Annotated in this window: 20 protein-coding genes; 8 read left to right on the forward strand and 12 right to left on the reverse strand. The window is 58.4% G+C overall.

Annotation, left to right across the window (positions count from 1 at the left end):
• Positions 1-14: 14 nt before the first annotated feature.
• A complete protein-coding gene (locus ACFOTD_RS03835) occupies positions 15-1,169 on the forward strand; it encodes a hypothetical protein (RefSeq protein ID WP_378115906.1) in 1,155 nt (384 codons plus the stop codon).
• Positions 1,166-2,263, forward strand: coding sequence for a Ger(x)C family spore germination protein (locus ACFOTD_RS03840; protein WP_378115908.1), 1,098 nt, complete (start codon positions 1,166-1,168; stop codon positions 2,261-2,263). Before ACFOTD_RS03835 ends, ACFOTD_RS03840 begins: the two co-directional genes overlap by 4 nt.
• A 28-nt stretch (positions 2,264-2,291) precedes the next feature.
• Here the strand turns inward: ACFOTD_RS03840 and ACFOTD_RS03845 are convergent, their stop codons facing one another.
• A complete protein-coding gene (locus ACFOTD_RS03845; RefSeq protein ID WP_378115910.1) occupies positions 2,292-3,374 on the reverse strand; it encodes a GerMN domain-containing protein in 1,083 nt (360 codons plus the stop codon).
• 170 nt (positions 3,375-3,544) lie between these two features.
• Between ACFOTD_RS03845 and ACFOTD_RS03850 the strand changes: the two genes are divergently transcribed.
• Positions 3,545-4,090 (forward strand): phosphatidylglycerophosphatase A family protein, encoded by a 546-nt coding sequence (locus tag ACFOTD_RS03850; protein ID WP_378116481.1) that lies wholly within the window; start codon positions 3,545-3,547, stop codon positions 4,088-4,090.
• 183 nt (positions 4,091-4,273) lie between these two features.
• On the opposite strand, the gene ACFOTD_RS03855 is transcribed toward ACFOTD_RS03850, so the two are convergent.
• Complete coding sequence (locus ACFOTD_RS03855) at positions 4,274-5,311, reverse strand: MBL fold metallo-hydrolase (RefSeq protein ID WP_378115912.1); 1,038 nt, start codon at positions 5,309-5,311, stop codon at positions 4,274-4,276.
• Positions 5,312-5,487: 176 nt separating this feature from the next.
• Here ACFOTD_RS03855 and ACFOTD_RS03860 point away from each other — a divergent pair, with 176 nt between their 5' ends.
• Genes ACFOTD_RS03860 through ACFOTD_RS03880 form a run of 5 tightly spaced genes read left to right on the forward strand, consistent with a single transcriptional unit; the run spans position 5,488 to position 11,966 of the window.
• The gene (locus ACFOTD_RS03860; protein WP_378115914.1) at positions 5,488-6,855 is read left to right on the forward strand and encodes a YheC/YheD family endospore coat-associated protein; all 1,368 of its coding nucleotides are present in this window, start codon (positions 5,488-5,490) and stop codon (positions 6,853-6,855) included.
• Entirely contained in the window at positions 6,830-8,149 is a 1,320-nt protein-coding gene (locus tag ACFOTD_RS03865; RefSeq protein WP_378115916.1) for a YheC/YheD family endospore coat-associated protein, read from the forward strand. The genes ACFOTD_RS03860 and ACFOTD_RS03865 overlap by 26 nt, the downstream gene beginning before the upstream one ends.
• Positions 8,058-9,431, forward strand: coding sequence for a YheC/YheD family endospore coat-associated protein (locus ACFOTD_RS03870; protein WP_378115918.1), 1,374 nt, complete (start codon positions 8,058-8,060; stop codon positions 9,429-9,431). The genes ACFOTD_RS03865 and ACFOTD_RS03870 overlap by 92 nt, the downstream gene beginning before the upstream one ends.
• Positions 9,431-10,609: a YheC/YheD family endospore coat-associated protein gene (locus tag ACFOTD_RS03875; protein WP_378115920.1), complete on the forward strand. Its 1,179-nt coding sequence runs from the start codon at positions 9,431-9,433 to the stop codon at positions 10,607-10,609. The genes ACFOTD_RS03870 and ACFOTD_RS03875 overlap by 1 nt, the downstream gene beginning before the upstream one ends.
• A gap of 58 nt (positions 10,610-10,667) precedes the next feature.
• Positions 10,668-11,966, forward strand: coding sequence for a YheC/YheD family endospore coat-associated protein (locus ACFOTD_RS03880; protein WP_378115922.1), 1,299 nt, complete (start codon positions 10,668-10,670; stop codon positions 11,964-11,966).
• A 241-nt stretch (positions 11,967-12,207) separates the two neighbouring features.
• Here ACFOTD_RS03880 and ACFOTD_RS03885 read toward each other — a convergent pair whose 3' ends face one another.
• The 10 genes from ACFOTD_RS03885 to ACFOTD_RS03930 all read right to left on the reverse strand — a co-directional run bounded on the left by ACFOTD_RS03885 (position 12,208) and on the right by ACFOTD_RS03930 (position 24,959).
• Entirely contained in the window at positions 12,208-12,390 is a 183-nt protein-coding gene (locus ACFOTD_RS03885; RefSeq protein WP_378115924.1) for a hypothetical protein, read from the reverse strand.
• The gene (locus ACFOTD_RS03890) at positions 12,390-15,920 is read right to left on the reverse strand and encodes a discoidin domain-containing protein (RefSeq protein WP_378115926.1); all 3,531 of its coding nucleotides are present in this window, start codon (positions 15,918-15,920) and stop codon (positions 12,390-12,392) included. The genes ACFOTD_RS03885 and ACFOTD_RS03890 overlap by 1 nt, the downstream gene beginning before the upstream one ends.
• 226 nt (positions 15,921-16,146) lie before the next feature.
• Complete coding sequence (locus ACFOTD_RS03895; RefSeq protein WP_378115928.1) at positions 16,147-17,790, reverse strand: response regulator; 1,644 nt, start codon at positions 17,788-17,790, stop codon at positions 16,147-16,149.
• A complete protein-coding gene (locus ACFOTD_RS03900; RefSeq protein ID WP_378115930.1) occupies positions 17,790-19,616 on the reverse strand; it encodes a cache domain-containing sensor histidine kinase in 1,827 nt (608 codons plus the stop codon). Before ACFOTD_RS03900 ends, ACFOTD_RS03895 begins: the two co-directional genes overlap by 1 nt.
• Before the next feature lie 176 nt (positions 19,617-19,792).
• Positions 19,793-20,587, reverse strand: a complete 795-nt coding sequence (locus tag ACFOTD_RS03905) for a carbohydrate ABC transporter permease (RefSeq protein ID WP_378115932.1) — start codon at positions 20,585-20,587, stop codon at positions 19,793-19,795.
• A 38-nt stretch (positions 20,588-20,625) separates the two neighbouring features.
• On the reverse strand, positions 20,626-21,519 hold the full coding sequence (locus ACFOTD_RS03910; RefSeq protein WP_378115934.1) for a carbohydrate ABC transporter permease: 894 nt from the start codon (positions 21,517-21,519) through the stop codon (positions 20,626-20,628).
• Positions 21,520-21,598: 79 nt separating this feature from the next.
• Positions 21,599-22,972, reverse strand: a complete 1,374-nt coding sequence (locus tag ACFOTD_RS03915) for an ABC transporter substrate-binding protein (RefSeq protein WP_378115936.1) — start codon at positions 22,970-22,972, stop codon at positions 21,599-21,601.
• Positions 22,973-23,052: 80 nt separating this feature from the next.
• The gene (locus ACFOTD_RS03920; protein WP_378116483.1) at positions 23,053-23,286 is read right to left on the reverse strand and encodes a transposase; all 234 of its coding nucleotides are present in this window, start codon (positions 23,284-23,286) and stop codon (positions 23,053-23,055) included.
• 44 nt (positions 23,287-23,330) lie between these two features.
• Entirely contained in the window at positions 23,331-23,999 is a 669-nt protein-coding gene (locus ACFOTD_RS03925) for an HAD family hydrolase (protein ID WP_378115938.1), read from the reverse strand.
• Positions 24,000-24,203: 204 nt separating this feature from the next.
• Positions 24,204-24,959 (reverse strand): SDR family NAD(P)-dependent oxidoreductase, encoded by a 756-nt coding sequence (locus ACFOTD_RS03930; RefSeq protein WP_378115940.1) that lies wholly within the window; start codon positions 24,957-24,959, stop codon positions 24,204-24,206.
• Between the last annotated feature and the right edge of the window lie 158 nt (positions 24,960-25,117).

The raw sequence follows: 25,117 nt of genomic DNA on the forward strand, positions 1-25,117 counted from the left end.
AGGAGGCGTTGCCTATGATCCGCTATTACTACTATCATATTTTTTATGTCGGCATGATGAATATCATGGTGCTGGTCCCTTACGTGCTGATCAGCCACCGGTTCGACGGGGCCGTATCCGCTTTTCCGATCGCCATTGCGCTCGGCACGCTATACAGCTATGTGACTTCCTCCGTTTTCCAACGCTTCCCCGGACTTGGCCTGCCCGAGATCTACAAGCTCTTTTTGCCCGGCTGGCTCGCCAACTGCTTAAACTTGATCGGCGTCGTAATCTGGTGCGTCGCGGGTATCATCGTCTTGTTTTCCTATTCGAATACGGTCGGCATCTTTTTCGATCCGGAGGCCAGCTCCTATTTAAACCTGGCGATCATGGCGGCAGCCTCGCTGTGGGCCGCTTCCCGCACGTCCCGATCGGTCCAGTTCACGCACGAGGTGCTGCTCATCGTCAGCACGCCGATCATCTTGTGGATCCTGTTCAAGGCGCTGCTCAGCAACTGGCTGGATTGGGACGCCATCCGGCTCATCGCCGATTCCGGCATTCGCAAGCCGCCGTCGATGACCTGCATTTTCGCATCTTCCTTCGTTTTTTCCGGCCATATGAACATCACGCTGTTTAACCGGCTTAATCCGAGCGATCTCAAATTCAGGTTCAGATGGATCATTCCGTTCGTCGGCGCCTTTTTTTTGCTCGTCTCCTTTTTCGTGCCGATCGGCTTCCACGGCACCCAGGCGGTCGGAAACTACTTGTACGTATGGAGCGTTACGACCGACAGCCTGATGATGAAATACGGTTTTATCCAGCGGGTGCTTTACCTTTTCCTGCTGCTCTATACGTTCCTGTCGCTCGTATTCGTCATGAACACTTGGCATACGGGCATGGAGTTTTTTAAAGCATGCTTCAAAAGGTATAAGCCGCTGACGGACGAAGACAAAGTGCCGGCCATCAATTGGTGGGTATGCGGCGTGTTGGCAGGGCTGACGTTCGTTTACGCGTATTTTACCAATGACATCTTCAATCGCGTGGCCGCCGAGATGTGGCTGGTCTCCAGGTTTATCATCGAGTCCGTCTTGATCGTGATCCTGCTCGTCTTTCTCTTCATGAAGAAAAAAGGATATATGAAGCAGAGCGGCGAGCCGAGGACCCGGCAGAGCGGCGGTGCAAGCCGATGATTCTCCGTCGAACGCTGCTGCGCTGCCTATGTCTGACACTGCTCCTGATGCTGAGCGGCTGCCAGTTGAAGGACATCGACAAGCGGTACTTTGTCGTTTCCGCAGGTTTCGACTACTCGGACAATCCGGCCGCACCCTACCGGGTGTCGCTCCGGCTGGCTCTCCCTTCCTCCAAGGTCGAAGAGGGCGGCGCCATGTCCGTCGTGCAGACGGTGGACGCGGCGTCAATCGCCGAAGCCGTCCGGCATTTGAAATCGACCGTAGATAAAGAGCTTGAATTCGGTCATTGCCGCGAGTTCATTCTCGGACGCAAGCTGATCGAGAAAGACGGCATCGACAATTCCATGCAATGGCTGTCCCGCCGCCGCGATATCCAGAGCGTCTCGAACGTCATGATCGGCGATCCGGACGCCTATTCCGTCGTCAATTTGAAGCCCAAGTCGGAACGGTACCCCGGCAACTCCTTGTTTCTATCCTTCGGCAACGAAGGAACGGAGTCCGCCAACACGGTTACGACGTATTTGTTCGATCTGTACCGCCGGGTGTACGAAACCGGGCTGGATCCCGTGCTGCCCGTTGCCAGTCTATTTAGGGACGCTTACAGGATCGACCGCGCAGCCATGCTGGACAAACAAAAAACGCGCCTCTTCCTGGATCCGGACGAGACGCTCTTGTTCAATATGATGGCCTTCGGCGTAGACAATACGATCCTCGTGCTGCCGGATAAACCGCTTAATATCGTGCTCGCAGCGACGCATACGACATCCAAGATCAATTTAAAAGGCGGTGAGGACCCCACCGCCGTCGTAAACGTGCGCATCGAGGGCTTCCTCGAGCAAAGCCCTCCCCATCTTCTGGAAAAAGATTGGAGAGGGCTCGAACGAAAAATGGGCAGACACTTTTCGGAGGAGGCTGAAAAACTGCTGTACAAGATTCGCGACGCCGGCGTCGATCCTTACGGCTTTGGCCTTCATTACCTGGCGGACCATCATAACGCGAAGGGCCGATGGGAAAAATGGAAGCGTCTTTACCCGGAAATACGGTTCGAGGTGCACGCCAACGTATCGATCCAGGGATCCGGTTTGATCCGTTAGCGGCTCGCGCAATGCGCCCGCAGCCGGCTCAGCCGGTATAGGCGTTAATCTGCGCCGGGCGCTGCACCGGCTGCTCATACGTCTCGCTATCGGCTCCGGTCAGCTTGGTGCTGCCGTTGACGGCGACCGCGACCTTCGGCGCGCCGGTCGCCTCGGTCAAGGTCAGCACCAAGCCTTCCATCATCTCGGCCGGCATCGGCATGCCCGCCGCCCAGTCCTGCTCCTGCAGCTTGACCTGCACGGTATCCGACTTCAGGGCAAGCTCCTCTACCGTCGTATTCGCGAGCATGACGGCCTCGAGGCTTTTCGTATCCTGCGGCCCCTTGATCAGCTCGCCCAGCGCGGCGCGGGCGCGGTCGCTTTGCCGCGCGATCAGACGCGTCACAGGTACGAAGTAACCGTCTCCCTGCTCGTTTTTGGCGGAGAAATAAAGCGTCACGGCCATCGAATCGCTTACTTTGACCTGCGGCGAGCGCTCCAGGTTAATGCCGATATTGCGCGTGAGCACGGCTGGAACCGGCAAGCCGGAAGCCGGCAGCTCGGTCATGTCCTGCCCGGCGACGGTGAGATGCACCTTGTCGATGCCCGGCAGCTCCGTCATCGTCCAGACGATGGCTTCAAGCGCCTTGCGCTCGTCCGATGCCGGGATGCCGGACAGCGGCTTCGCGAAGTCGACGGTGACCGAGCCGGCTTCGGGATTTTTGACGACCTTGGAGACGACCGTCCCTTTGGGCAGCACGGGCGTGAAGCCAGGGGGGAGCTGCCCCGCAAGCTTGGCGTCCGCCGTCATCCAGGCCAGCGCTTCGATCTCCGGCGCGTTCTGACCGGTCGCGCTTTCCTGCTTGGACCGGTCCAGCGTCATCGGCGCGACGTAGCCTCTGCTGTCCTTGAGATACACGGTCAGACCGTCGGCGATCGCGGAGCTCCCCATCGGCGCCATGGCGTCGTCGGCGGCTTGGAGCATCTGATTTTCGACGGCGGCAGGCGGCGCGTCGATCGGATCTGTGGCGGTCTTTTCTACGCCAGAGATGCTGCACCCCGTAACGGCGATGGCTAGTCCTCCCGCGGCAAGCAGCTTCCACAACGGTTTTCGAAAATGAACAGGTATCATATTTGCCAATTCCTCCCGCAGGGGCGCCGCTCTTTATCGCTTCCCTCGTATTGTAGTACTATGTATACGAGCCCCCGGGAGAAATATGTACGGTTTGTCCCGCACGGGCGAGGAATATAATGATCGTGATCGCTTGCAACGGAAGCGATAACAAGAAAGAGGTGTGCGTCATGTCCAATCCGGCCAACTACCGGCTTAATAGCAAGGAAGTCGCCCAGGCGACCATGGACTGGCTCGGCAAGCGCGGAGTCGCCAAGGAGCAAATCGGCCAATTGGTCATGCTGCTGCAAAAGGATTATTTTAAAGATTTGACCCTCGACGAATGCGTAACGAACGTCGAAGCCGTGCTGTCCAAGCGCGAAGTGCAGAACGCCGTGCTGACCGGCATCCAGCTCGACATGCTCGCAGAGCAGGGCCAGCTGCTGCCCCCGCTGCAGAACATGATCTGGCACGACGAGGGCCTCTACGGCTGCGACGAGGTGCTCGCTCTCAGCATCGTCAACGTGTACGGCAGCATCGGCCTAACGAACTTCGGCTACGTCGACAAGTTCAAGCCGGGCGTCCTCAAGAAGCTCAATGAGAAAAACGGCAAGGACGTTCACACGTTCCTGGACGATATCGTCGGCGCCATCGCCGCGTCCGCCGCCAGCCGGATCGCCCACCGCAAGCAGGCGGAGCGCGAGGCCGTCGAGGAAGCGCTCGGCGACCAGACTTAACGGCTTAGGGTTTACGGTTTTATGTTGAAGGGCCGTCCTCATGCATAAGCAAAACGCCTCCTGGCGCGCGTCGAAGCGCTCGTCCAGGAGGCGTTTTTGTGTTTTTTTGCTATGTCCAAAACACGACGAGCGCGGGTAATGTTCCCTGTGCCCGTCGCCCGCTTACGTGGTGCAACTCGCCGCTCAGCGCGCCGGCCGGTAATAGATGCGCGAGGGGCCGGAAGCCGAATCGCTCTCCCGGTCCCGAACGAGCGTTCCTTCGAACGTCATTCGCTCCAGGTGCGCGATCGTCTCCGCCATCGCGAATCGCAAATTGTGCGGGTTGCCGCCGATACGCCCCCCGAACAGCGCCTCGCACATCGCGAACGCCGTCAGCCGCTCTTTTTCGCTTATGGCGGACAGGTCCGCAGCCAACGCCTCCATGCGCGCGAGCCGCCGGACATGATGGTCGCGCAGCTCGCTTACCCGACGGCCGAAGCCGGCGAAGGGCTCCCGGTGCCCCGGATACGCCATGTCGACCTCGCAAGCCGCCAATCGGTCCAGGCTATCCATGTACGAGCCGAGCGGGTCCGGATCCCCGCCGGCCATCCAGCCGATATTCGGCGTGATGTCGGGCAGCACCTGATCGCCGCACAGCATGATCCGGCGTTCGCGATCGTAGAACGCCAGATGCCCGGGAGCATGGCCTTCGCCGCCGATCGCTTCCCACCTTGCGCCTCCGAAGCAAAGCAAGTCTCCCGCTCCGATCGCGCGCGTCCGGACCGGATGCGGCAGCACCTGCCGCTTGACGCTCGCCAGATGTCCGCTTATGCCGTCGCATAGCGGCTCCGGCAGACCGTGCGCGCGGAAGGCGCTCACCAGCTCCGCGGAGAAGGTCTCGTTTTCCCCCCACAATCGCCGCGCGTACCGGGACGCGGTGTCCGACAGCCAGACCTCCGCTTGCGTGCGCGTCTGCAGCCAGCCCGACAGGCCGTAATGGTCCGGATGGTAATGCGTCGCCACGATCCGCGCGATGTCGCGCCATTCCAAGCCGGCCTGCGACATGAACGTTTCCCATGCGGCTTCGGCTTCCGGCGTGCGCAGACCCGCATCGACTACGGTCCAGCCGTCGTCAGCCTGCAGCAAATAAGCGTTCACCTGCTTCAGCGCGAAGGGAAGCGGCAAGCGAAGCTGCACGATCCCGCTTAAGTGACTTGTCCAAAGAGGCAGCGAATTCCTCATCCCACGGCCTCCCGATCGTTCGTTTCTTAACAGTATAGCGTTTTTTAGGCGGAGCCGGCCAATCACCTATGGATAGATGTCCTCATATGATGGTGTATTCTCGCCTGCGTCCGCAAGGCGGCCCTTCGCGGGCCGTTCAAGGGCGGACTGCGAGCACGTTGGAAGGAGCCGTCCACATGCCTACCCCAAAGGTCGACGTCCAGGTCGTAAGCTCCGGCATAATGGCCGACGACGTCCTGATGCTGGGGGATTCGGTGATGAAGGCAGCCAAAATCCCGGCCCAGCAGCAGCTTATCCTGCAGTTCGGTTCCTTTCGCCAAACGGTCACCGTGGTCCCCGTATCCCGATACGACGGGCTACGCGTCGGGCACGCCCTGGCCAGGCGCTTGGGACTCGCCTCGGGCACGCCGCTGCACCTTCAGTACCGCTCGGGTTCCCGCACGCTGTCGCTCGGCCCCGTCATCGGGGTGCTGGTCAGCCGGGACTATCCGACGCAGCCCGACAAGCCGTTCGGCAGCATTACGATGTTCTGCCGGGAGCTGGTGGACGCGTGCCGCAGCCAAGGCGCGTTCGTCTACTTCTTCACGCCCGGCGGAATAGGTTCGCGGAGCGGCGGCGTAGAGGGCTGGGTCTATCAAGGCGGCTGGCATCAGGCCGTCCTGCCGGCGCCGGATGTCGTGAACAACCGGCTGACCTCGCGCAAGCTCGAGAACAAATCCAGCGTCCAGCAATTTCTGATCGACATCAAGCAGCGCTACGGCGCCCAAGTGTTCAACGAGAAGTTCCTGGACAAATCCGAAGTGTTCGATGCGCTCAAAGGCGACACCGCAGTGCTGCGCTATTTGCCCGAATCCCATTCGCTGCAAAGCTACACGACGCTTAAAAGCATGTGCGCCAGGTACGCGTCCGTCTTTCTCAAGCCGGTTCGCGGCAGTCTCGGCAAAGGCATCATCCGGCTCAGCCGCGCGGGCCAGGAGGGCTGGACGGCTTCGTTCACGACCCCCGTAGGCACGCGCAAACAAACGTATCCGAACTTGGTAAAAGTATTTTCGGCGATCAGCGGCAAGATGAAAACCGTGCGGTACTTGATTCAGCAGGGCTTGACGCTCATCGAAGTCGGCGGCAGGCCGGTCGACTTCCGCGCGCTGACGCAAAAAAACGCATCGGGGAAATGGGTCGTCACGTCCATCGTCGGCAGAATCGCGGGCAGTCAGCATTACGTATCCAATCTCGCCCGCGGCGGCACGCTGTCCACGGTGAAGGAGGCGGTCGCCAGGTCGAACATGGCGCCGGGCGCCCGCAAGGACGTCTCGGCGCGGCTGCACAAGGCTGCCCTTGATATTTCCAGGGGCGTCGACGAGCGCATCCCCGCCCACTTCGGCGAGCTCGGCGTCGATCTGGCGCTAGATACGTCGGGACGGGTATGGCTGCTGGAAGTGAATTCGAAGCCTTCTAAAAACGACAATACGCCACTAAACGAGGGGAAAATCCGCCCGTCCGTGCGGATGATGATTCAATATGCCCGTTACCTTGCAGGCTTCTGACGGCGAAAGCCGCGGCGCACGCCGCGCGACGGGCAGCTTCCGGCGCGACCGCACGCGGAGCGAAGGATCGGCGAACGGGAGCGAGCTGCGCCCGATCGGCATTTTGGTCTGCGAACGAAGCGAATACACGCACGGGGGGACGGCTGCGCCGTTCGCCGAAGCGGACTTCATCCGGCGTCTGATGGCCGCCGCTCCCCGGCATGCGCTCGTCGCGTATGCCTTCGATCCCGCGACCTGGGACAGCCGCACGAACGCGGTCGCCGGCTGGCGCTATACGGACGGCAGTTGGCGGCGGGAGACCGTAGAGGCTCCCGCGCTGCTCTACGACCGTCTATGGCCTGACGGGCGCGAGTCCCGCGACCGCAGCCTTGCGGCGCTGCGCACGATGCGCGAACGAGGCGGATTCAGGCTTCTGAACGGCAGCCTGCCCGGCAAGACCGCCGTGCTCCGCGCGCTGTCCCGCTGCGCCGAGATCCGCCCGCTGCTGCCCCCTTCTGCCGCTTACCGGGGCGTCGCGTCGCTCGTCTCCTGGGTCGGGGCGAGGGGAGGCTCCGCATTTCTCAAGCCCTCCGGAGGCTCGCAAGGAAAAGGCGCGCTCGCGATTGCCGCGACACCCGGCGGCAGCTGGACGCTGAGCGGCAGGGACGCCTCCGGAGCCTTGGTGCGTGCGCGCAGGCTTCCGCGCCGCGAAGCGCTGCGGGAGGTTCGCGCCTGGGTCGGTCACCGCCCCTACCTGATGCAGCCGTTGCTGGCGCTTCGCGGCACGGACGGCGAGCCCTTCGACCTGCGCGCGCTTATGCAAAAAGACGGCGGCGGCGTCTGGGTCATGACCGGAATCGCGGTCAGGACGGGCGCGCCCGAATCCGTGACGGCCAACCTTCACGGCGGCGGCGTCGCCAGACCGCCCGGCCCGTATCTCGCCGAATTGTTCGGCGAACGGACAGCCGTCCGGCTGCTCGAACGACTGCGCGAGGCTTCGGGCAGCATCGTTGCCCGGCTCGAGCAAATGTACGGCCGCTTCGCCGAGCTCGGCCTCGATTACGGCATCGACCGCGGAGGCCGGGTCTGGTTCCTCGAAGCGAACACGAAGCCCGGACGCGCATCCATGGCGGAGGCCGGAGACGCGGCGATGTCGGATGCGATCAACAACCCTTTGGCCTATGCGCGTTACATCCTGCTTGTATCATCTGGGAGGGTATGTCATGAGTTTGACCTTGTGCAACGTTCACTTCACGCAGCAGGCGGAGAAGGTCGTGTGGCTGTCCAGCCCGCTCGCCAAAATGCTGAAAATTGACGGCCGCAAAACGATCAACGTAAAGCTAGGCCGGGATGTCGTGCCCGCCGCCCTGAAGACCGTAAAGCGCAAGGGGCACCACGTATTCCTGTCCGCAGGACTGCGGCGCTCCGTGCGCGTCCCGAAGTCGGGCAACGTCTATCTGGCCGAAGCGAACGGCGACGAGATCCAGCTCGGACCGCTGATCGGCGTACTGACCGACGGCAACCGCTCGCAGGTCGCCCCCTTCGGCTCCCGGACCGGATTCGTCAAGCAGCTCCTCGCGATCGGCCAGAAAAAAGCTTATTTCTTTGCGTTTACGCCCAAGGATATCAACTGGCAGCAGGAAACGGTGCACGGCTGGTTTCTCGACGGCGGCGGCGGCTGGGTGCGCCGCGTCGTGCCGCTGCCCGACGTCGTTTACAACCGGCTTCCGAGCCGGCGCGCGGAGACAGGCAGCTATATCACCTCGTTGCGGGAGAAGTTCGTCCGCAGGCGCATCCCGATTTTTAACTGGACGTTCTTCAACAAGTCCGACGTGTACAGCCTGCTGGACAACGATCCGGAGGCGCTCGCCCATCTCCCTGAATCGATCAACAATCCGACTTCCGAGAAAATCAAAGAGCTGCTCGAGAAGCATCACTTCCTTTATTACAAGCCGACGGGCGGCAGCCTCGGCATGGGCATCTACAGGCTGACGTACCATCCGAAGCGGGGCTACTTCGTCCGTTACCGGAGAGGCACGAGCAACGTCCTGCTGCGGTTCACCAGCTTCGCGAGCCTGATCCGCATGCTGAGAGCCCGCCACGGCGCGCGGTTGTCCGGTTATGTCGTGCAGCAGGGAATAAGGCTGATCGAGATCGACCACTGCCCGATCGACTTCCGCTTCCACATGCACAAAAACGGCGAAAATCGTTGGGTCGTAGCCGGCATCGGCGCGAAAAAAGCGGGCCGCGGCAGCGTCACGACTCACGTTAAAAACGGCGGGCAGCTGATGACGCCCGAACAGGCGCTGAGCCGGACATTCGGGGACCGCTCGTCCGAGGTGCTGCAAAATGCCAAGGATGCGGCCGTCAAGCTGTCCGAAGCGATCGAGCGCAACTATTCGCATACGCTCGGCGAGCTCGGCCTGGATATCGGTATCGACAAAGACGGGGACATCTGGATGTTCGAGGCGAACGCGAAGCCGGGCCGCTCGATCTTCAAGCACCCCGCGCTTAAAGAGCAGGGCAAAGCCTCGCTCGAATATATCCTGGATCACTGCCTCTATCTCAGCAAATTCCGCAGGAAGGATGAGTCCTGATGCTACGACCAGCCGGAGCAGAACCGGGCGTGCTTGCCGTGGCGCCCGGAAGCGCGAACGTGCAGGCGCAGGAGAAGCCCGTCCTCGCGATCTTGACGATCGACGACGACCTGCAGTTGTTCAGGGGCAACCGACAGAACTTCGCCGACCTGCTGAAGACCGGCGAGGACCAAGGCTTCCTGGCTTATGTTGTGACCGTCCGGAATTTGAAGCTCTCCGCGCCTCGCGTGCTCGGCTTCACCTACAACGCTGCGAAGGATCTCTGGCTCAAATCCTGGTTTCCGCGCCCTACGGTCGTGTACAACCGCATACCGCTGCGCGAGGACGAGAGACTGCCCTGGGTGCGCAAGAAGCTGGCCAGGATCGCCAGCCAGCCCGACATGGCGTTTTTCAACCGGCGCTTCTTCAATAAATGGTCGTTGTTCAAATGGCTGAGCCAGTATAAGACGACGCGCGGCTTCGTCCCCGAGACGAAGCGGCTGACCGAGCAGACGGTGCTGTCCGGCATGCTGAAGCGCCATCCGCTCGTGTATCTCAAGCCGGTCATGGGCAAGGCGGGCGTCGGGATCATGACGGTCAGGATCTCTCCGGAAAAGAATCTCCCGTACCGCTTGCAGGTGCAGGACGAAAAAGGCAGCAACACGTACCACTGCTCGACGCTGAACAGGCTCTGGCTGCGGGTACGCGCCAATGCGAAAAACCAATCCGAGCCGTATATCGCCCAGCAGGGCATCGCGCTCGCGAAGGTGAGCGGCCGCCCCTTCGACCTGCGCGCGCTCGTGCAGAAAAACGCGGACGGCGCCTGGGAGCTGACGGGCATCGGCGCCAGAATGGCCGGCTCGTCTAGCATCACGACGCATGTGCCGCGCGGCGGCACGATCGAAGACCCGGAGCGGCTGCTCGCCGCTGTGTTCGGGCCTGAAAAGGCGCAGCAGGTATTCACGAAGGTCCGTCAAACCGTGCTTGTGCTGGCGGCGCGGATCGAGCGATCCTCGCTCAGCCGTCTGTTCGAAATGTCCATGGACCTTGGCGTCGACGAGGACGGACATCTGTGGTTTTTCGAGGCGAACTCGAAGCCGATGAAATTCGACGAGCCGCATATACGCAAAAAGTCGCTCGAGCGCATTTTCCAATACGGCCAATATATTCATCGTCGGCGCAATCAAGAGCGAAGATAATTCCGTAAAACCACAGTGAAGCCGTTACGCTTGCCCATGCGGCAGATTCCGGACCGAGGTGACGAACGTGGCGGCGCAGCCGACGCTTGGCATATTGACGCTGTATTTGAACGACCGCAAGATGTTGGAGGAAAAACCCGTCTATGCGCGTATGACCGCGATCGGGCGCAAGCTCGGCCTTTCCGTATTCGTCTTCACCCCGGACGACGTCGACGAGGCGGGCGACCGCATTTTCGCGATGTTCTACAGCACGGATACCCGGACATGGGAGCGCAAGTGGGTCCGGTTCCCGCAGCTGATCTACGACCGCTGCCGCATTCAGCGCAGCCCGAGATTCCAGCGTTTGCTCGCCTTCAGGCGAAAATACGGCCACCTGACGTTCCTGAACCGTCCGCTTCGCAACAAATGGACCGTTCACCGGACGCTCGGCAAGGTGGCCGCGTTCGAGCCTCACCTGCCTGCGACCCGATTCTACGACTCGCCGGAAGATGTGCAGGCCATGCTTCGCAAGCATTCGCTCGTGTACGTGAAGCCGATCAATGGCACGGGCGGACGCGGCATCCTGCGCGTGGAGCGGATGAAGGACGGCACCTACGCGGTTCAGGGACGCGACCACGGCCGGCATATCGTGACGCCGCGACGGGTATCCAGGGAGCAGCTCGCCAGCGTGCTGCGGTCGTGGGATAAACACGGAGACCGCTATATCGCGCAGCAAGGGCTGCATATCCGGCTGCCGAGCGGACGTGTGCACGACTACCGGATGCTCGTGCAAAAAAACGGCGAAGGCGAATGGGCGGTGACCGGCTGCGCCGGCCGCGTCGGTCCGCCGCGCAGCATCACGAGCAATCTGCACGGCGGCGGCAAAGCCGTGCCCATGAAGACGCTGCTGCGCGAATGGATCGGGAGCGAGGAGCGGATCGGCCAGATCCGCAAGACCGCCGAGACGCTTAGCATCGGCGTGGCGCGGCATCTCGAGCGCACGTACGGCGCGCTGTGCGAACTCGCGCTGGATCTGGCGATCGACCGCGAGGGCCGCGTCTGGCTGCTCGAGGTTAATCCGAAGCCCGCACGGGAGGTCTTCATGCAGGCCGGAGAGTCAGACGTGTACCGGACGGCGCTGTCGCGCCCGTTCGAATACGCGGTGTGGCTACACCGTCAGCGGCGGCTCGCGCGTACCGGCAAAAGCCGCTTGCCGGCCAGCGCCGGAGCGGGCAGCGCGGGAGCTGGATCTGGCGGCGCTGCGGCTCCCGGCGGAGCCGCGGGCGGTGGGCTGCCGGCGAGCAGCGGCTTCGCGGCGGAGACGGCCGGAAGCGGCGGCGGCGGCATTGGCGGTATTGGCGGCGGGCCGATCTTCTGAGCGAGCCGTCTCGCGGCCGACTCCATTGCGCTTCGCCTTCTCTACAGTAGGCGATCGCTCCCCACGTTGCCCCTTTCTGCCCATCGCCTTCTCTACAGAAGGCGATCGTACCCTTCGGCGGCCATTTCTGCGCATCGCCTTCTCTACAGTAGGCGATGCCACAACAATCAGACAAAAAAGAGTAAGCTCTCTGAGCCTACTCTTTTTTGTATTCCTCGGTCCAGCTTCAGTGCACCAATCCCTACAGCTTGGAAAAGCTCGCGATTCGCACGTCTGCCACTTCCAGCTCGCCCTCGCGCCGGAACTCCGCATAGTCGCAGCCGACCGTGAACAGGCCGTTGCCTTTGCCCGCTTCGACGTCCGAATGACGATCGCCGACCGTCCAAGCCGACTTCCGCTCGCTCCGCTCGAACAGCAGGCGCACTAATAAACGAGAGCCTCCGCGAGTTGCATTCGATACAGGTTGCCGTCGCTCGGATTCTGCCGCAGACTCGTCCCTTCGATTTTCACATATCGGGCCGTCTGAGCGGTGAAAACAAAAGACTGCGCGCCTCCGCTGCTTGGTTTGGGATACGCCGTACGGGTTACGACCGTCGTCCAGTTCGTCCCGTCCGCCGACACCTGGATCGTGAAGTCGATCGGGAAGCCATAGCCTGCGTTCGTTCCATCCGAGCGCGGGTACAAATTCACCGTCGTGATCGGCTGCGCCATCCCCAAGTCCAAGGTAACGGATTCCGTATGGTTGGTGCCGACGTTATTGCTGCTCGTCCATCCGTACGAACCGGCCGCGCTCGTGAGATTGCCGTCCGTCAATCTCGATAGGCCCCAGCTCGCATCCTCGACGGAGCTGGTCGCACTGACGCCGGCAACCGCGAGCAGGCTGGCTTCGGCGAACTGCATGCGATACAAGTTGCCGTCGTTCGGATTCTGCCGCAGGCTCGTTCCTTCAATCTTGACGTATCGGACCGCTTGCGGAGCAAACGTAAAGCTTTGCGCCGCATTGCCCGGCAGCGCATAACCCGCCTTGGTGACGACGGTCGTCCAAGACGTTCCGTTCGCCGATACCTGGATCGTAAAGTTGACCGGGAAGCCGTATCCCGTGTTCGCGCCGTCGTTTCTCGGATACAGATCGACTCTGGCGAGCGATTTGACGTTGCCCATGTCTATGGTGAGCGCTTCCGTATGATTCACCGACAGCGACGAATTGCTGGACCAGCCCATGGAGCCTGCGACCGAGTTGGGATTGCCGTCCACAACGTCCTGAACGCCCCAGTTCGCGTCTTCCACCGAGCTCGTTGCGGTTGCTGTCTTGTTGACGTACTTCGTATCGACATTATAGCTTGCCGTCAGCTTCGATCCCGCGCTGTTCGCGATGCCTATGCCCCCCGCACCCGCTCCGCCCACGATTTTGGCCGCCGTGATCGACGCGCCTACATTAAACGACGTATACGGCGAAGGGTACGTCAGGTTGGTGCCGTAAAAATTCGACGTGCCGCCGTTCAATTGGAATTTGATATCTTCCGGCGAAGCGGTGAATTGATACGCATTGAGCGTGCCGCCGTTCATATTGACCATCGTGCCGTGATCGGCATACCGGTATCCGAACACATTCAGCGTGCCTGCGAATGCCGAACCGGTAATCAGTCCGGTCTGCGTCCCCCCGAAATCGACCAGGTTGATCGTGCCGCCGGCATCGACCCGCGCAGTAGGCGAAGCATCCGTTTGGCACGTAATGCATGTGAAGTTATTCGTCGTGCCTCCGTTATTGACGAACCGCAGTCCCGCCGCTTGCGCGTCGACCCCCGTATCCGGCAGGTACACGCTCAGCTGCAGCGCGGTAATGTTGGACGTGTTCCCGAAGAGCCATGGAGATGCGGTGCTGGCGAGCGACAAATTGTTCCGAAAGGTGTTGTTGGGGAAAGCGAGCGCCGCGCTTTCCGCGCCTTCGCCTGTCCAGGCCTGCATCTGGTTTTCCATTTTGCCGCCGGTCGAACCGTTGCTGACATACGTTCCGATGTTTCTGACATTGCCGGACACGCCTGACAACTCGAAGTTGTCGGATCGTACGCTCGCAAGGTCGATGCCGTTCCACGAATTGACAAGCCTGACGTCGCGAATCCAGATGTTGCTGCCGTTCCCCTTGATCGAATACGGATAGGTCGTCGATCTGCTCGTTCCCATCTCGGGATAATACACCATGATCCCGCGCAAGCCGCTTGCAGCGTTCATCGTGATGAACGGCGTACCGCTTGGATTGTATTTGTTCGCGTAGGAGAACAGGGTCGAGCCTCGGTTGTCGCCCATCGAAGCGGCTTCCGCCACGCCTCTGAGCTCTACGCCGGTCGGGATCGTCAGTTGGCCTTTGACCATCCAGTAACCGGCGGGCACGAAAACCGTGCCTCCGCCCGCGGTGGAAGCCGCATTTAGCGCATTTTGGATGGCCGTCGTATTGTCGGTGCTCGCGTTGGCGATGCCGCTGACCGCGCCGTACGTCGTGATGTTATAGAAATTGTTCGGATTGGCCGGTTTTCGTTCCTTCAGCATCGCATAGCTGGTAGCGACCGCCGGCAGGTCCGGAATGCCGAGCGGCGTATGATCGATATAAATTTGCGGCGTCGGCGCATATACGATCGAAGGCGAGCCTGTAAAAGCATTGCCGAGGATCGAAGCGGATTTCACCCTGTTGTCCAAATTAATGTGCGTTCCTCCGGCGTTGAAGGATGACGCCTCGATCAGCGCGCTTCCCTGCACGACTTTGACAGCAGAATCGGTCCAGCCGTTGAACGTCATTTTCATGAGATTCAAGGTTTCCGTGGAGGACTCGAAGTAGACACTGTTGGTCGGCGTTCCGCCGATCGTAATCCCTTGAATGAGCACTTGGCCGACCTGTGTCATTTTAATACCGTACGTATTCGAACCCGGAAGGACGTTGATTGTCCCGCCCACCAGCGAGTTCCCCGCGTTAAGGCCGCCGGCGTAATGATAATACACGCCTGTGTTGACATTATTAAGCGATACGTTGGTTATTTGTGCCCAGCGGTTCGCGCTCTCGATGCCAACATTGGCGTCATCGACCCGGATATCGTACAGATTGATGCCGTCGATATGACCGTCAAGCACGACGCCCGTCAGATTAGCGCGCGTATACGATTGCAGAAGCGTCTGGTTAGCCCCCGAGCTTGGCGCGCCCGCCAGCCCCGAATTGATCCAATATTTGGTCGATACGTGCACGCTTTCCGTATTTCCAAAGTTCCAGTCGTTCTTCTGATGCACGCCCGTGTTCAAAGCCGTCATCATGACGTTCCTGATCAACGGCTCCTGAGAATAACCGGCGGTGCCTGTCGCGATGCCTTTGTAGGCGTTATAAATCGTTACATTGACGACGGCGAAGCCATGATGAAAATCGTCCTCCGTGTCGAACGTGCCGTCCGCGATCGTATCGGGATAGCTTGAAGGGCTCGAAAAGGTTTGGTTCGGGTACCAAATGCTCAAGTTTTTAACCGTCGCGTTCGAAGCGACTTTGATGAAAGGAGCGCCGCCCGGATTGTTCTGGTTCGCCGTCGTTTCAAGGATCGTCCCTTGTGCCGCCTCGTTGCCCGCGATATCGGGATTTCTCCATTCGCCGCGCAGCGTGACCTTTCTCTTCAGGACGAGCGTGCCGTTCAACCGCCAATGGCCCGCAGGTACGTATACGATCCCGCCGCCATTCGCGTAGGCTTCGTCGATTGCCTGCTGGAATGCCGTCGTGTTATCGATCGACGCGTTGTTCGGGACGGCACCGAAGTCCGTCACTTTCTCGGTGTAAACGACGACGTCGTCCTGCGGCAAGGTCGGGCTCGTTGCAATTCCCGGCGAATACGCGGCCCAAGTCACGTTCGAGAACAAGCACACGCCGATGACCAGCACGGCGAACATCATGGCGCTCAAGATCGTCTTTTTTACATGGCTTTTCACAAATGATTCTCTCCTTCGAGTAAATTTTTTTGCCTTTTGCAAGGCCGGTTCCAACGGGGCCCGTCTCTTCGTACGCCTCCATTCCCTCATGATGGTAAGAGGGCGAAACGCTTGAAAAAACGCTTTCAAAATATGCGTCAAGCGAAACCGCCCGTTTCGTTTTCATTATAAACGCGGCGGTTTCTCGGAACATTCAACAAGTTCTACGTGATTCACTGCACTTTTTTTACATGCTCAGCTTGCTTCCGACGTTTTGCTTGCGATATTCGGAAGGCGTCAGTCCAAAATGCTCCTTGAACTTCTTCATGAAATAACTGACGTTTTCATATCCCGTCAATATGGCGATATCCCCGATTTTCAGCTCTTCGTCGCTTGCAAGCAGATTCGCGGCCGCGGTCATTCGAATCTCGCTCAAATACTCGTTAAAAGTCCGGCCCGCTTCTTGCTTGAACAAGCGGGACAAATACGCCGGATTCATATAAAAGGAATCCGCGACGGAATAAAGCGTGATCTCTTCGAAAAAATGAGCATGGAGGAACCCGATCACGTCGGAGATCGCTTTGCGGGATCCGGTCTTGCGCTTGTCGGCGATTGCGCCGGCGATTCGCTGCAAGCTGTCTTGCAGCCACGCCTTCATCTGCCGAAGGGAGTCCAGTCGCTGCCAGAGCAAGTCGGGCAAGCTGCGTTGTCCCAGCAGTTCGTCCAGCTGGATGCCGTATTTGGCCAGCAGCTTCCGTACGCCCACCATCAGCTCCAGCAGCGTCTGCCGAATGCCGTCCGGGCGGCCCATCCCATTTGAAGCCCAATCCGAAAAGAAATCTTCGATCCACGCCTCAAGCTGCGCCGTATAGCCGTTCTCGAGATAATACAGCACCGCCTTTTCCTTGTCCTCCGGAAAAACGTAGCTATCGTTGCGGCCGCTGACCTCGCGCGCAACCAAAACCGGGCCGACGCCTAAAAAACCGACGCTGCCGAGCGCCTCCATCGCTTGCTTATAGGAATTATGGACGTCGCTCAGCAGCGAGACGGGTCCGCCGACGCCCGCCTTCGCCCGAATGCCGATCGTACCGTCTAAAGCCGCCGCGACTTCCGTAAGCTTGTCGCGAACCGCCTTCGTCAAGTTTTCCTCGTCCTCGTTTTCCGCTCCCTTGATCAGAACGACCAAGTCGTTCTTGCCATAGAAACGAAAGACGAGCCAGCCCGCTTCTTTTTGGAGCATCTCGCTTACAATATTTAGCAGAACGAAGCCGGTCAGATCCGCATCGTTGCCGTAACGCCTCTCGGACACCGCCTGGAAGTTCTCCGCCTGAAGCGCCGTTACCGCCAGGCATTCCCAGTCCGCCTTCACGCCGTGCTTGGCCATGGCATAACGAATCTCAGGCATGCCGCCGGCCGTGCCCGTGACCAGGCGGGTCAGAAATTTCTCCAGCGGGATCGTGCCGATCTCATTCAACTGCCTGTTCATCCGGTTCACTTCGTCTCTGCGAGCCCCGGCTTCAAGCAGCTTCAACGCTGCTTTGCTCATCGTATCCCGCAGCCGGTCCTCGTCGATGGGCTTGAGCAAATAATCAAACGCCCGATGCCCGATCGCCTTCCTTGCATATTCAAATTCGGCGTAGCCGCTCAGCAGTACGACGAAAATATCCGGATACTCCGCATCGATGTGCTCCAGCAGTCGAATCCCGTCCATCACCGGCATCCGAATGTCGGTGATGACGATATCCGGCTGCGACGAGCGAATCGCTTCGAGCGCCGCTTGACCATTGCGCGCCTCCCCGCAGATCGTCATCCCGAACGCGGCCCAATCGATGCTTTCCCGTATGCTGATTCGGGTCCATTCCTCGTCATCCACGACCAAGACCTTGAGCACTAGACGATTTCCCCCTCATTAGCCGTAAGCGGCATGTCGATCCGGACTCTTGTCCACTCGTTTTTAACGCTGTCGATCGCCAGTCCGTATTCCGGGCCGTAAAGCATCTGAATCCGCTTGTGAATGTTGGACAGACCGATGGAGTTCGACTTCGTATCGGCAGTCGAGGGTTCCGGCGAATCCGCCCCGTCAAGCCGCGCGATGACCTGCGCCAGACGCTCCCTGTCCATGCCTACGCCGCTGTCGAGGACTTCGAATCGAAGGCGGTTATCTACCGCCTTGCAGGAGACGACGACACGTCCCCCTTCTTCCTTGGGCTCCAGCCCGTGAACGATCGCATTCTCTACGATCGGCTGCAGAACGAGCTTTAACGTCTCGCAGGCGAATGTGTCCTCGTCGATCATCAGTTCATAAGAGAAAAAACCGCGGAACCGCGTTTTTTGAATGTCCATATAGCAGACGACGTTCTCTATTTCTTCGCGAACCGGTACGATCGCGCGGTCCAGGCTGATGCTGTAACGAAGCATCTTGGCCAAGTTTTTGGATACCGTGTGAATATTCGGCGTTTTATACAGCAACGCCATGCCGCTCAGGATCTGAAGCGTATTGTAGATGAAATGCGGATTAATCTGCGACTGCAAATATTTGAATTCCGCTTCCCGCTTGGCGAGCGTCGCTTCGTACTTCTCCGAGATTAGCTCCTTAATCGTGCTCGTCATCTTGTTGAAGCTAAAAACCAGATTGCCGAACTCGTCGTTCGAGGACACTTCGAGGCGGTAATCGAAGTTGCCTTGCTTGATCTGCGCCATACCGGCCTTGAGCTCCTGAAGGGGCTGATACAGCTTTCTGGAAAGCAAGTAGGCCAGCAGCGCCGTCATCGCCAGAGCGGTTATGCCGAGCGGGATATCGAACAGCAAGAGTCGATTGCCGAATCGGTTCATCTCCGCGTAAGGGGTCAGCGTTACGGTTTTCCACCCTACAGATTCAATCGTGCTAAAAGAGACGAAGTAGCTTTTCCCTTCCGTCGTCAACGTCCGATCGCCGGATTTCAGGGACGTTAATTTACGAACCGCTTGCTCGTCCAGACCGATGCTAGCCCCGCCTTCATATACGACTTTTCCATCGCGGTCCAGCAGCAGTATACCCGTAGCGGAATCAAGACCGCCCTTGTCGACAATGCTCTCGATGGCTTCCATGGACAAATCGATCAGAATAATGCCGTCCGTCTTATCCATGTCTTGCGATAAACCCCGAAGCACGCGGGAAAAGGAAACGACTTTCTGATTATATTGGAGCTGAAACGGATTGTGAGGAGCGAAGATGACTGTTCTGCCGCCCGCGCTGACCGTCTCCTTGTACCAATCCTCGCTTACCGGCGAATACTCCGGGATGTTCCTCCCATAGGCGGCATAAGAGAACTGCTTTTCGGGAGACACATAGATATAGATACTGTTGAAGTCCTTTCGCAAGTTCATGAGACGTTGAAAAAAACTCTCCATCACCTGCAGGGCGTTCAGCTGCTCTTTTAGGCTTGCATAGCCCGGCTTCGTCAAGATCTGCTTCAGGCTGAGCGGCGGATTGTGATCGGCTTCCGAATAGATCGACATGATGATGCGATCGATCTGGTCCAGATTATCCTCAAACCCCGTATTGATGTTGCTGACCAGCCGAGCCGTCGAATCGATCGCCTGTTCGCGGAAAATCGTGCGGGCGTAAAAATAGGAAGAAACGCTGGACAGCGTAAATACGATGACAAGAATCGTCAATATGCCGTAAAACAGTTTGTAGAATAAGCTCATGTTGTTAGCGAAGGACGTCCTGGTCATCCTGATTCCTCCAGCACGATGAATTATCGCAAGTGTACTACGCCCTCGATTCGCAAGTCTATTCCCGGATACCGAAAATTCGGCGCCTCGTTCGGGCGCCGAATGGCAGCTAGCCGGTATGGGGAACTATCGGGACGTCGCCCGCGTTCATTTGAAATGCCCCTCGCCTCCAGTCGTCAGCCTTTGACCGCTCCGGCCGTTATCCCGCTAATAATAAATCGCTGCGCGAACAAATAGACTGCAAGCATCGGCAGCACGATCAAGCACACGCCGGCGAATATAAGCGACCAATCGTTGAAGTACATGCCCTGGAAGGCGGACAGCTGCACCGTGATCGTCATCTTGGCACTGTTGGAGAGATACAGCATCGGCATCAGGAAGTCGTTCCACACCGTAAACAGATCGAGTACCGTAATGGTGGTGACGGCCGGCTTGAGAAGCGGAAGGATAATGCGAAAAAACGTCATATAAATTCCGCTGCCGTCCACGTAAGCCGCCTCGTCCAGCTCGCGGGGCACGGATCGGATGAATCCGCTGAGCAGAAATACGGAAAACGGCGCGAGCATGCCGAAATAGACGAATACAACGCCTTGGTACGAGTTGATGAGATGCCAGCTTAAGAGCAGCTTGTAAAGCGGAATCATCGCCATCTGAAACGGAATGATAATGCCGGCAAGGAAGAGATAGTAGATTGAGCCGTAGAACCGGTTGTTGCGCCGGGCGATCGCGTAAGAAGCCATCGCGGCCATGAGAACGACGCCGACAATGGCGATGCCTCCGATCAGCGCCGTGTTGGCGAACGAGCGGAAATAGTGCATCGTCCGGAAAGCCGTTTCAAAAGAATCGAAAGACATCGCCGACGGCCATCCGAACGGATTGTTGGCAAGCTCCGTTTTGGTCTTGACCGCTGACAGAAATACGAGTGCGATCGGATAAACAAAGCCTATTGAAACAACCCATAATACAAACATGCCGAGCAAACCTCCAAGACGGGAAAATGTCCGCTGCCTCACATTTCCACCTCTCTCTTGCGCAAATAAGACACCATCATGAGCGTTATGAGCAGAATGCAGACGAACAACGTCACGGACAGCGCGGAGCCGTAGCCCCACCGGATGCCGTTCCCGAACCCGAGCTGATAAATCATCGTGGCCACGGACTCCGTCGCGTAGCCGGGACCTCCGCCCGTGAGCGCGTAAATTTGATTGAATAGCTGGAGGTTGCCAATGAGGCATAACACGATATTAATCGTGAATGCCGGCGCGATCAGCGGAAACGTAATGTTCCAAAACTTTCGAAAGCCGACGGCGCCGTCCAGACTGCCCGATTCGTACAGATCGTTTGGCACCCCTTGCAAACCCGCAATGTAAATAACCATCGAATAGCCGAGGCACTGCCAGATCGTGACGGATATAATCATCCATCGCGCCGTGCCGGGATCGCTTAACCAGCCCAGCTTCAGCTGTCCCAAGTGCGCCGCGTCGAGTAACTGATTCAACGCGCCGATGTTCGGCTCCAGGATGAACCCCCATACGTAACCGATAAGCAGCGTGCTGAAAATATAAGGCATGAAGATTAACATGCGCATCACCGTTACGCCGCGAAAAGCCTTGGAGAGAACAAGCGCGGCAGCCAGACCGAACACATTTTGGATGACGGTGATCATGACGGTGTAGAGCGCCGTATTCTTAAAAGATTCCCGAATCATGCGATCCAAGAACAGCTCCTTGTAATTGTCGAATCCGATAAAACGACTGCGGACGCCGTCCCAATCCGTAAGTGAATAATAAGAGGAACTGAGCGTAGGCAGCAGAAAAAAAACGAGATAGAACGCCAGCGCCGGCAGAACGAAAACGAACCAACGGAGCTCGAATTTCCATTGCCTTTTTCGTTTTAGCATCATTACAATTCCCTTCTTTCTAACAACAACGGCCGGCGCTTCGCAAGCCGCCGACCGCGGTTATTGACTGCTCGCGCTTCTTTTATTTCCCAAGCGCTTTGGCGTTCGCCGCGTCGTAATCGGCGATGAATTGCTCCGGCGTCGTTCCTTTGGCGATCAGGTTCTGGATGGACTTGTCCATGCTGAACGCGGTACCGCTCGGCTGATAGTAGCCATTGCCTCCCCACCAATCCGACTGGACGTCCGCAGCTGCCATAGCCGCCTGCACTTCCTTGACGAAGGGATCGGTCACCTGGACTTTCGTATTGGTCGGAATGCCCTTCAGATCGTTGATGACGAGCGTTTGGTTCTCGGCGCTAAGGTAGGCGTTAAGCGCCTCTTTCGCTTTTTCCAAATGCTTGGATTTTGCGTTGATCAGAATGCCTTCGTCGGCGGATGTCGGCAGAATCGTCTTTTCTCCCGTTGCGTTTAAGGGGAGCGCGAAAAATCCGATCTCCGCATCGGGATTCGAAGCCTGCACCGCGCCCAGCTGCCATGTGCCGTTAATCAGCATGGCCGCTTTGCCCGTGCCGACCATCTGGCTGGCGACGTTAATGTCGGTGCCAAGAATGTCCTTCTGGAAGAACCCTTTGTCGATCCAATCCAATTGAACGTTAAGCGCTTTGAGCACGTCTTCCTTCAGATCGGCATACTTCAACGAGCCGTCCGCCAACTGCGCCTTGGCCTCCGGATGCTTGGCGTTTACGAACTGGCCAAACGCGATGAAGGGGATGATCTGGGTCGTCCACGAGTCTTTGAAGCCTGCGGCGATCGGAGTCACGCCTGCGCTGTTCAGCTTCTCGCATGCGGCGATAAAGTCATTCAGCGTCGTCGGAATCGCGATGCCGTTGTCCGCGAACGTCTTTTTGTTGTATAACACGCCCAGCGCATTCGTCGAGACCGGTACGTAATAGAGCTTTCCGGCCTCATTCGACTTGCGATCTTGTATAACCGAAGGGACAAAGTCGGCGATCGCCGGCAGATCGGACAGATCGACAAACTGGTCGGGATCGATCGTCAGCTTCTCGCTCAGATTCAACTTCCTGTCGATACCGTGCGTCTTCACCAGATCAGGCAAGTCGGTGGCGGCATACTTCGTTTTTAACGTCACATTATATTGATCGGTAGGGACGTTCTGCATATCGATCGTGATTTGCATGCTGTCCTTCAGAGAGGCGATCCAGGCGTCCGTGGAGACGGTCCGATCGGAGTAATCCCAGGTCAAGTATCGCAGCGTGACCGGATCCTTATTCACTTCGGCCGACTGGCTCGCGCCAGCGCTCTCCTGCGCCGTCGTTTCCACCGCGCCGGTTGTCCCTTGCGCCCCGTTATCGTTCGTATTTCCGCCGCAAGCGGTCGCCAGCATCGCGGCCATCGTCAGCGGCAGCCCCGCTGTCGCCCATTTTCTCCTATTCATCTCTTGCGCCTCCCCCGTAGTCGAATCGTTGTCGTTGCCTCAATTGAATTATAGCGAGTCGCGGCAGACGTAACATTCAACTAATTTGACGAAAATGGTTGCACATCTTTTACTTTTTCAAAATCGCTCTGCTTGTTAAATAGGAAAACGAAAAGAATCTCTCGGTTTCCTTTTGCTTCTGTGCACGCCGCTTTAAGCGGGCAGTCTTCGCAGTTTGCGCTCCGGTAATGATTTTGCCGATGTCCTTCTTGCAGGCTCTGCTTGTATGTTTTGAAAGCAAAAAAAAACGGGGCTATCTCTTCGGGTCGATTTATGACCCTTTTGAGACAGCCCCGTTTTTGTTATCCTCGGTCCAGCTTCAGCGCACCAGTTCCAACAGCTCGGAAAAGCTCGCGATCCGCACGTCCGCTTCGTCCAGCTCGCCCTCGCGCCGGAAACCTGCATAGTCGCAGCCGACCGTGAACAGGCCGTTGCCTTTGCCCGCTTCGACGTCCGAATGACGATCGCCGACCATCCAGGCCGACTTCGCTCCGCTCTGCTCGAGCAGCAGGCGCACGAGCTCAACCTTGGAGCTCGTAGCGTATTCGCCGGCGCTGTAGAAGCCTTCGAACAGATCGCCGATGCCTCGCAGCCGGGGCACTTCTTTGACGTAGTCTTCCAGTCCGTTGCTGGCCACGTACAGCCGCACGCCGCGCGACTTAAGCTCGCCCAGCACTTCCGGCACGCCTTCGTACAACTCGCCCCGCCCGTTCTCAAGCTCCTCCAGCTCGTATTGCAGGAGCAATTCATTCGCTCGGTCCTGCGCGGCTTGCGAACCGTCAGGCATGACCTTCTGCCAAATATGCTCCAGCAGCATGCCCAGCGAGCCTAGCAAGCGCTCGACAGGCGGCTCCGGCGCTATGTACAAACCTTCCTCGCGCAAGGTGGCGAAGACGCGGCGATGCACTTCCTTGAGCAGCGTTTCGGTGCGGAACAACGTTCCGTCCAGATCGAACAGCATGGCTTCCGGCAAATCGTACGGTTTCATAGTCGACTCCTCGGTTTTTTCATCCATCATACCGAAGCCCGGCGGAAGTGGCAAATTTCTAGTGTTCGCCCATACTAACGCGAAGCATGTTCGCCGGCCGGACTCCGCAGCAAAAGCCATCCCCTCAGTCATTTTCATGAATGTAGGGATAGCCCTTCGTACATTGCCTATAGAAACGCGAACGAAACCATTTTCCGAAAATCGTTATTGAACCCAGATTCCGCCGTCGATGATCTGAGCCGTACCGGTGATGTAGGAGGACTCGTCGCTAGCGAGGAAAACCACGAGCTTCGCCACATCCTCCGGTTGACCGAAGCGCTTGAGCGGAACCGCGTTCGCAACCGCTTCCTTCGCTTCTTCCGTCGTGAACGTATCTCTCGTCATCTGCGTATCGATGCCGCCGGGATGAACCGAGTTCACGCGAATCTGCTCCGGTCCCAGTTCAAGCGCCGCGGCGCGGGTAATCGCTTCGACCGCTCCCTTGCTGGCCGTATACGGATTAAAGCCGCCTGCCGCAATGATGCTTGCCAGCGATCCGATATTGATAATAGAGCCGATCCCTGCTTGTCTCATATATGGAACAACCGTCTTAATGCCTGCGAATTGACTCCAGGCGTTGATATCGATCGCTCTCTTCCATACTTCGTAGGACACCTCGAGGAACGGCTGCATGGACAGGATCCCCGCATTGTTCACCAGCACGGTGATCAAGCCGAACTTGCCGACGCCTTCCTCGGCTACCTTCTTCCAATCTTCCTCCGAAGCAACGTCGTGCTTCAAAGCGATGGCGCTATCCGGGAACTCGCTATTGATTTTGGCTACGACGTCGCTGACATTGTCGAACTGGATGTCCGTCGCGATGACCTTGGCGCCTTCTTTCGCAAACAAATAAGCTTCTGCCGCTCCCTGGCCGTTGCCGGCTCCCGTAATAAGAGCAACCTTGCCTGTTAGACGTCCCATACCCTATGCTCCTCCTTGTCGTGGCATCCTCCGCTTGAACAGCGCTTTCATCAAAACCGATGCTAAACTATAATAAATTCGAAGCAGTCTTTCGAACAATAAACAGCCAGATCGAATACGTCGGACGACCGACAACTGCGATTAAAATGTCGGCCAAC

Origin of the sequence: Cohnella sp. GCM10012308, from assembly GCF_042649185.1 — a bacterium.
Taxonomy (GTDB): Bacteria; Bacillota; Bacilli; order Paenibacillales; family Paenibacillaceae; genus Cohnella.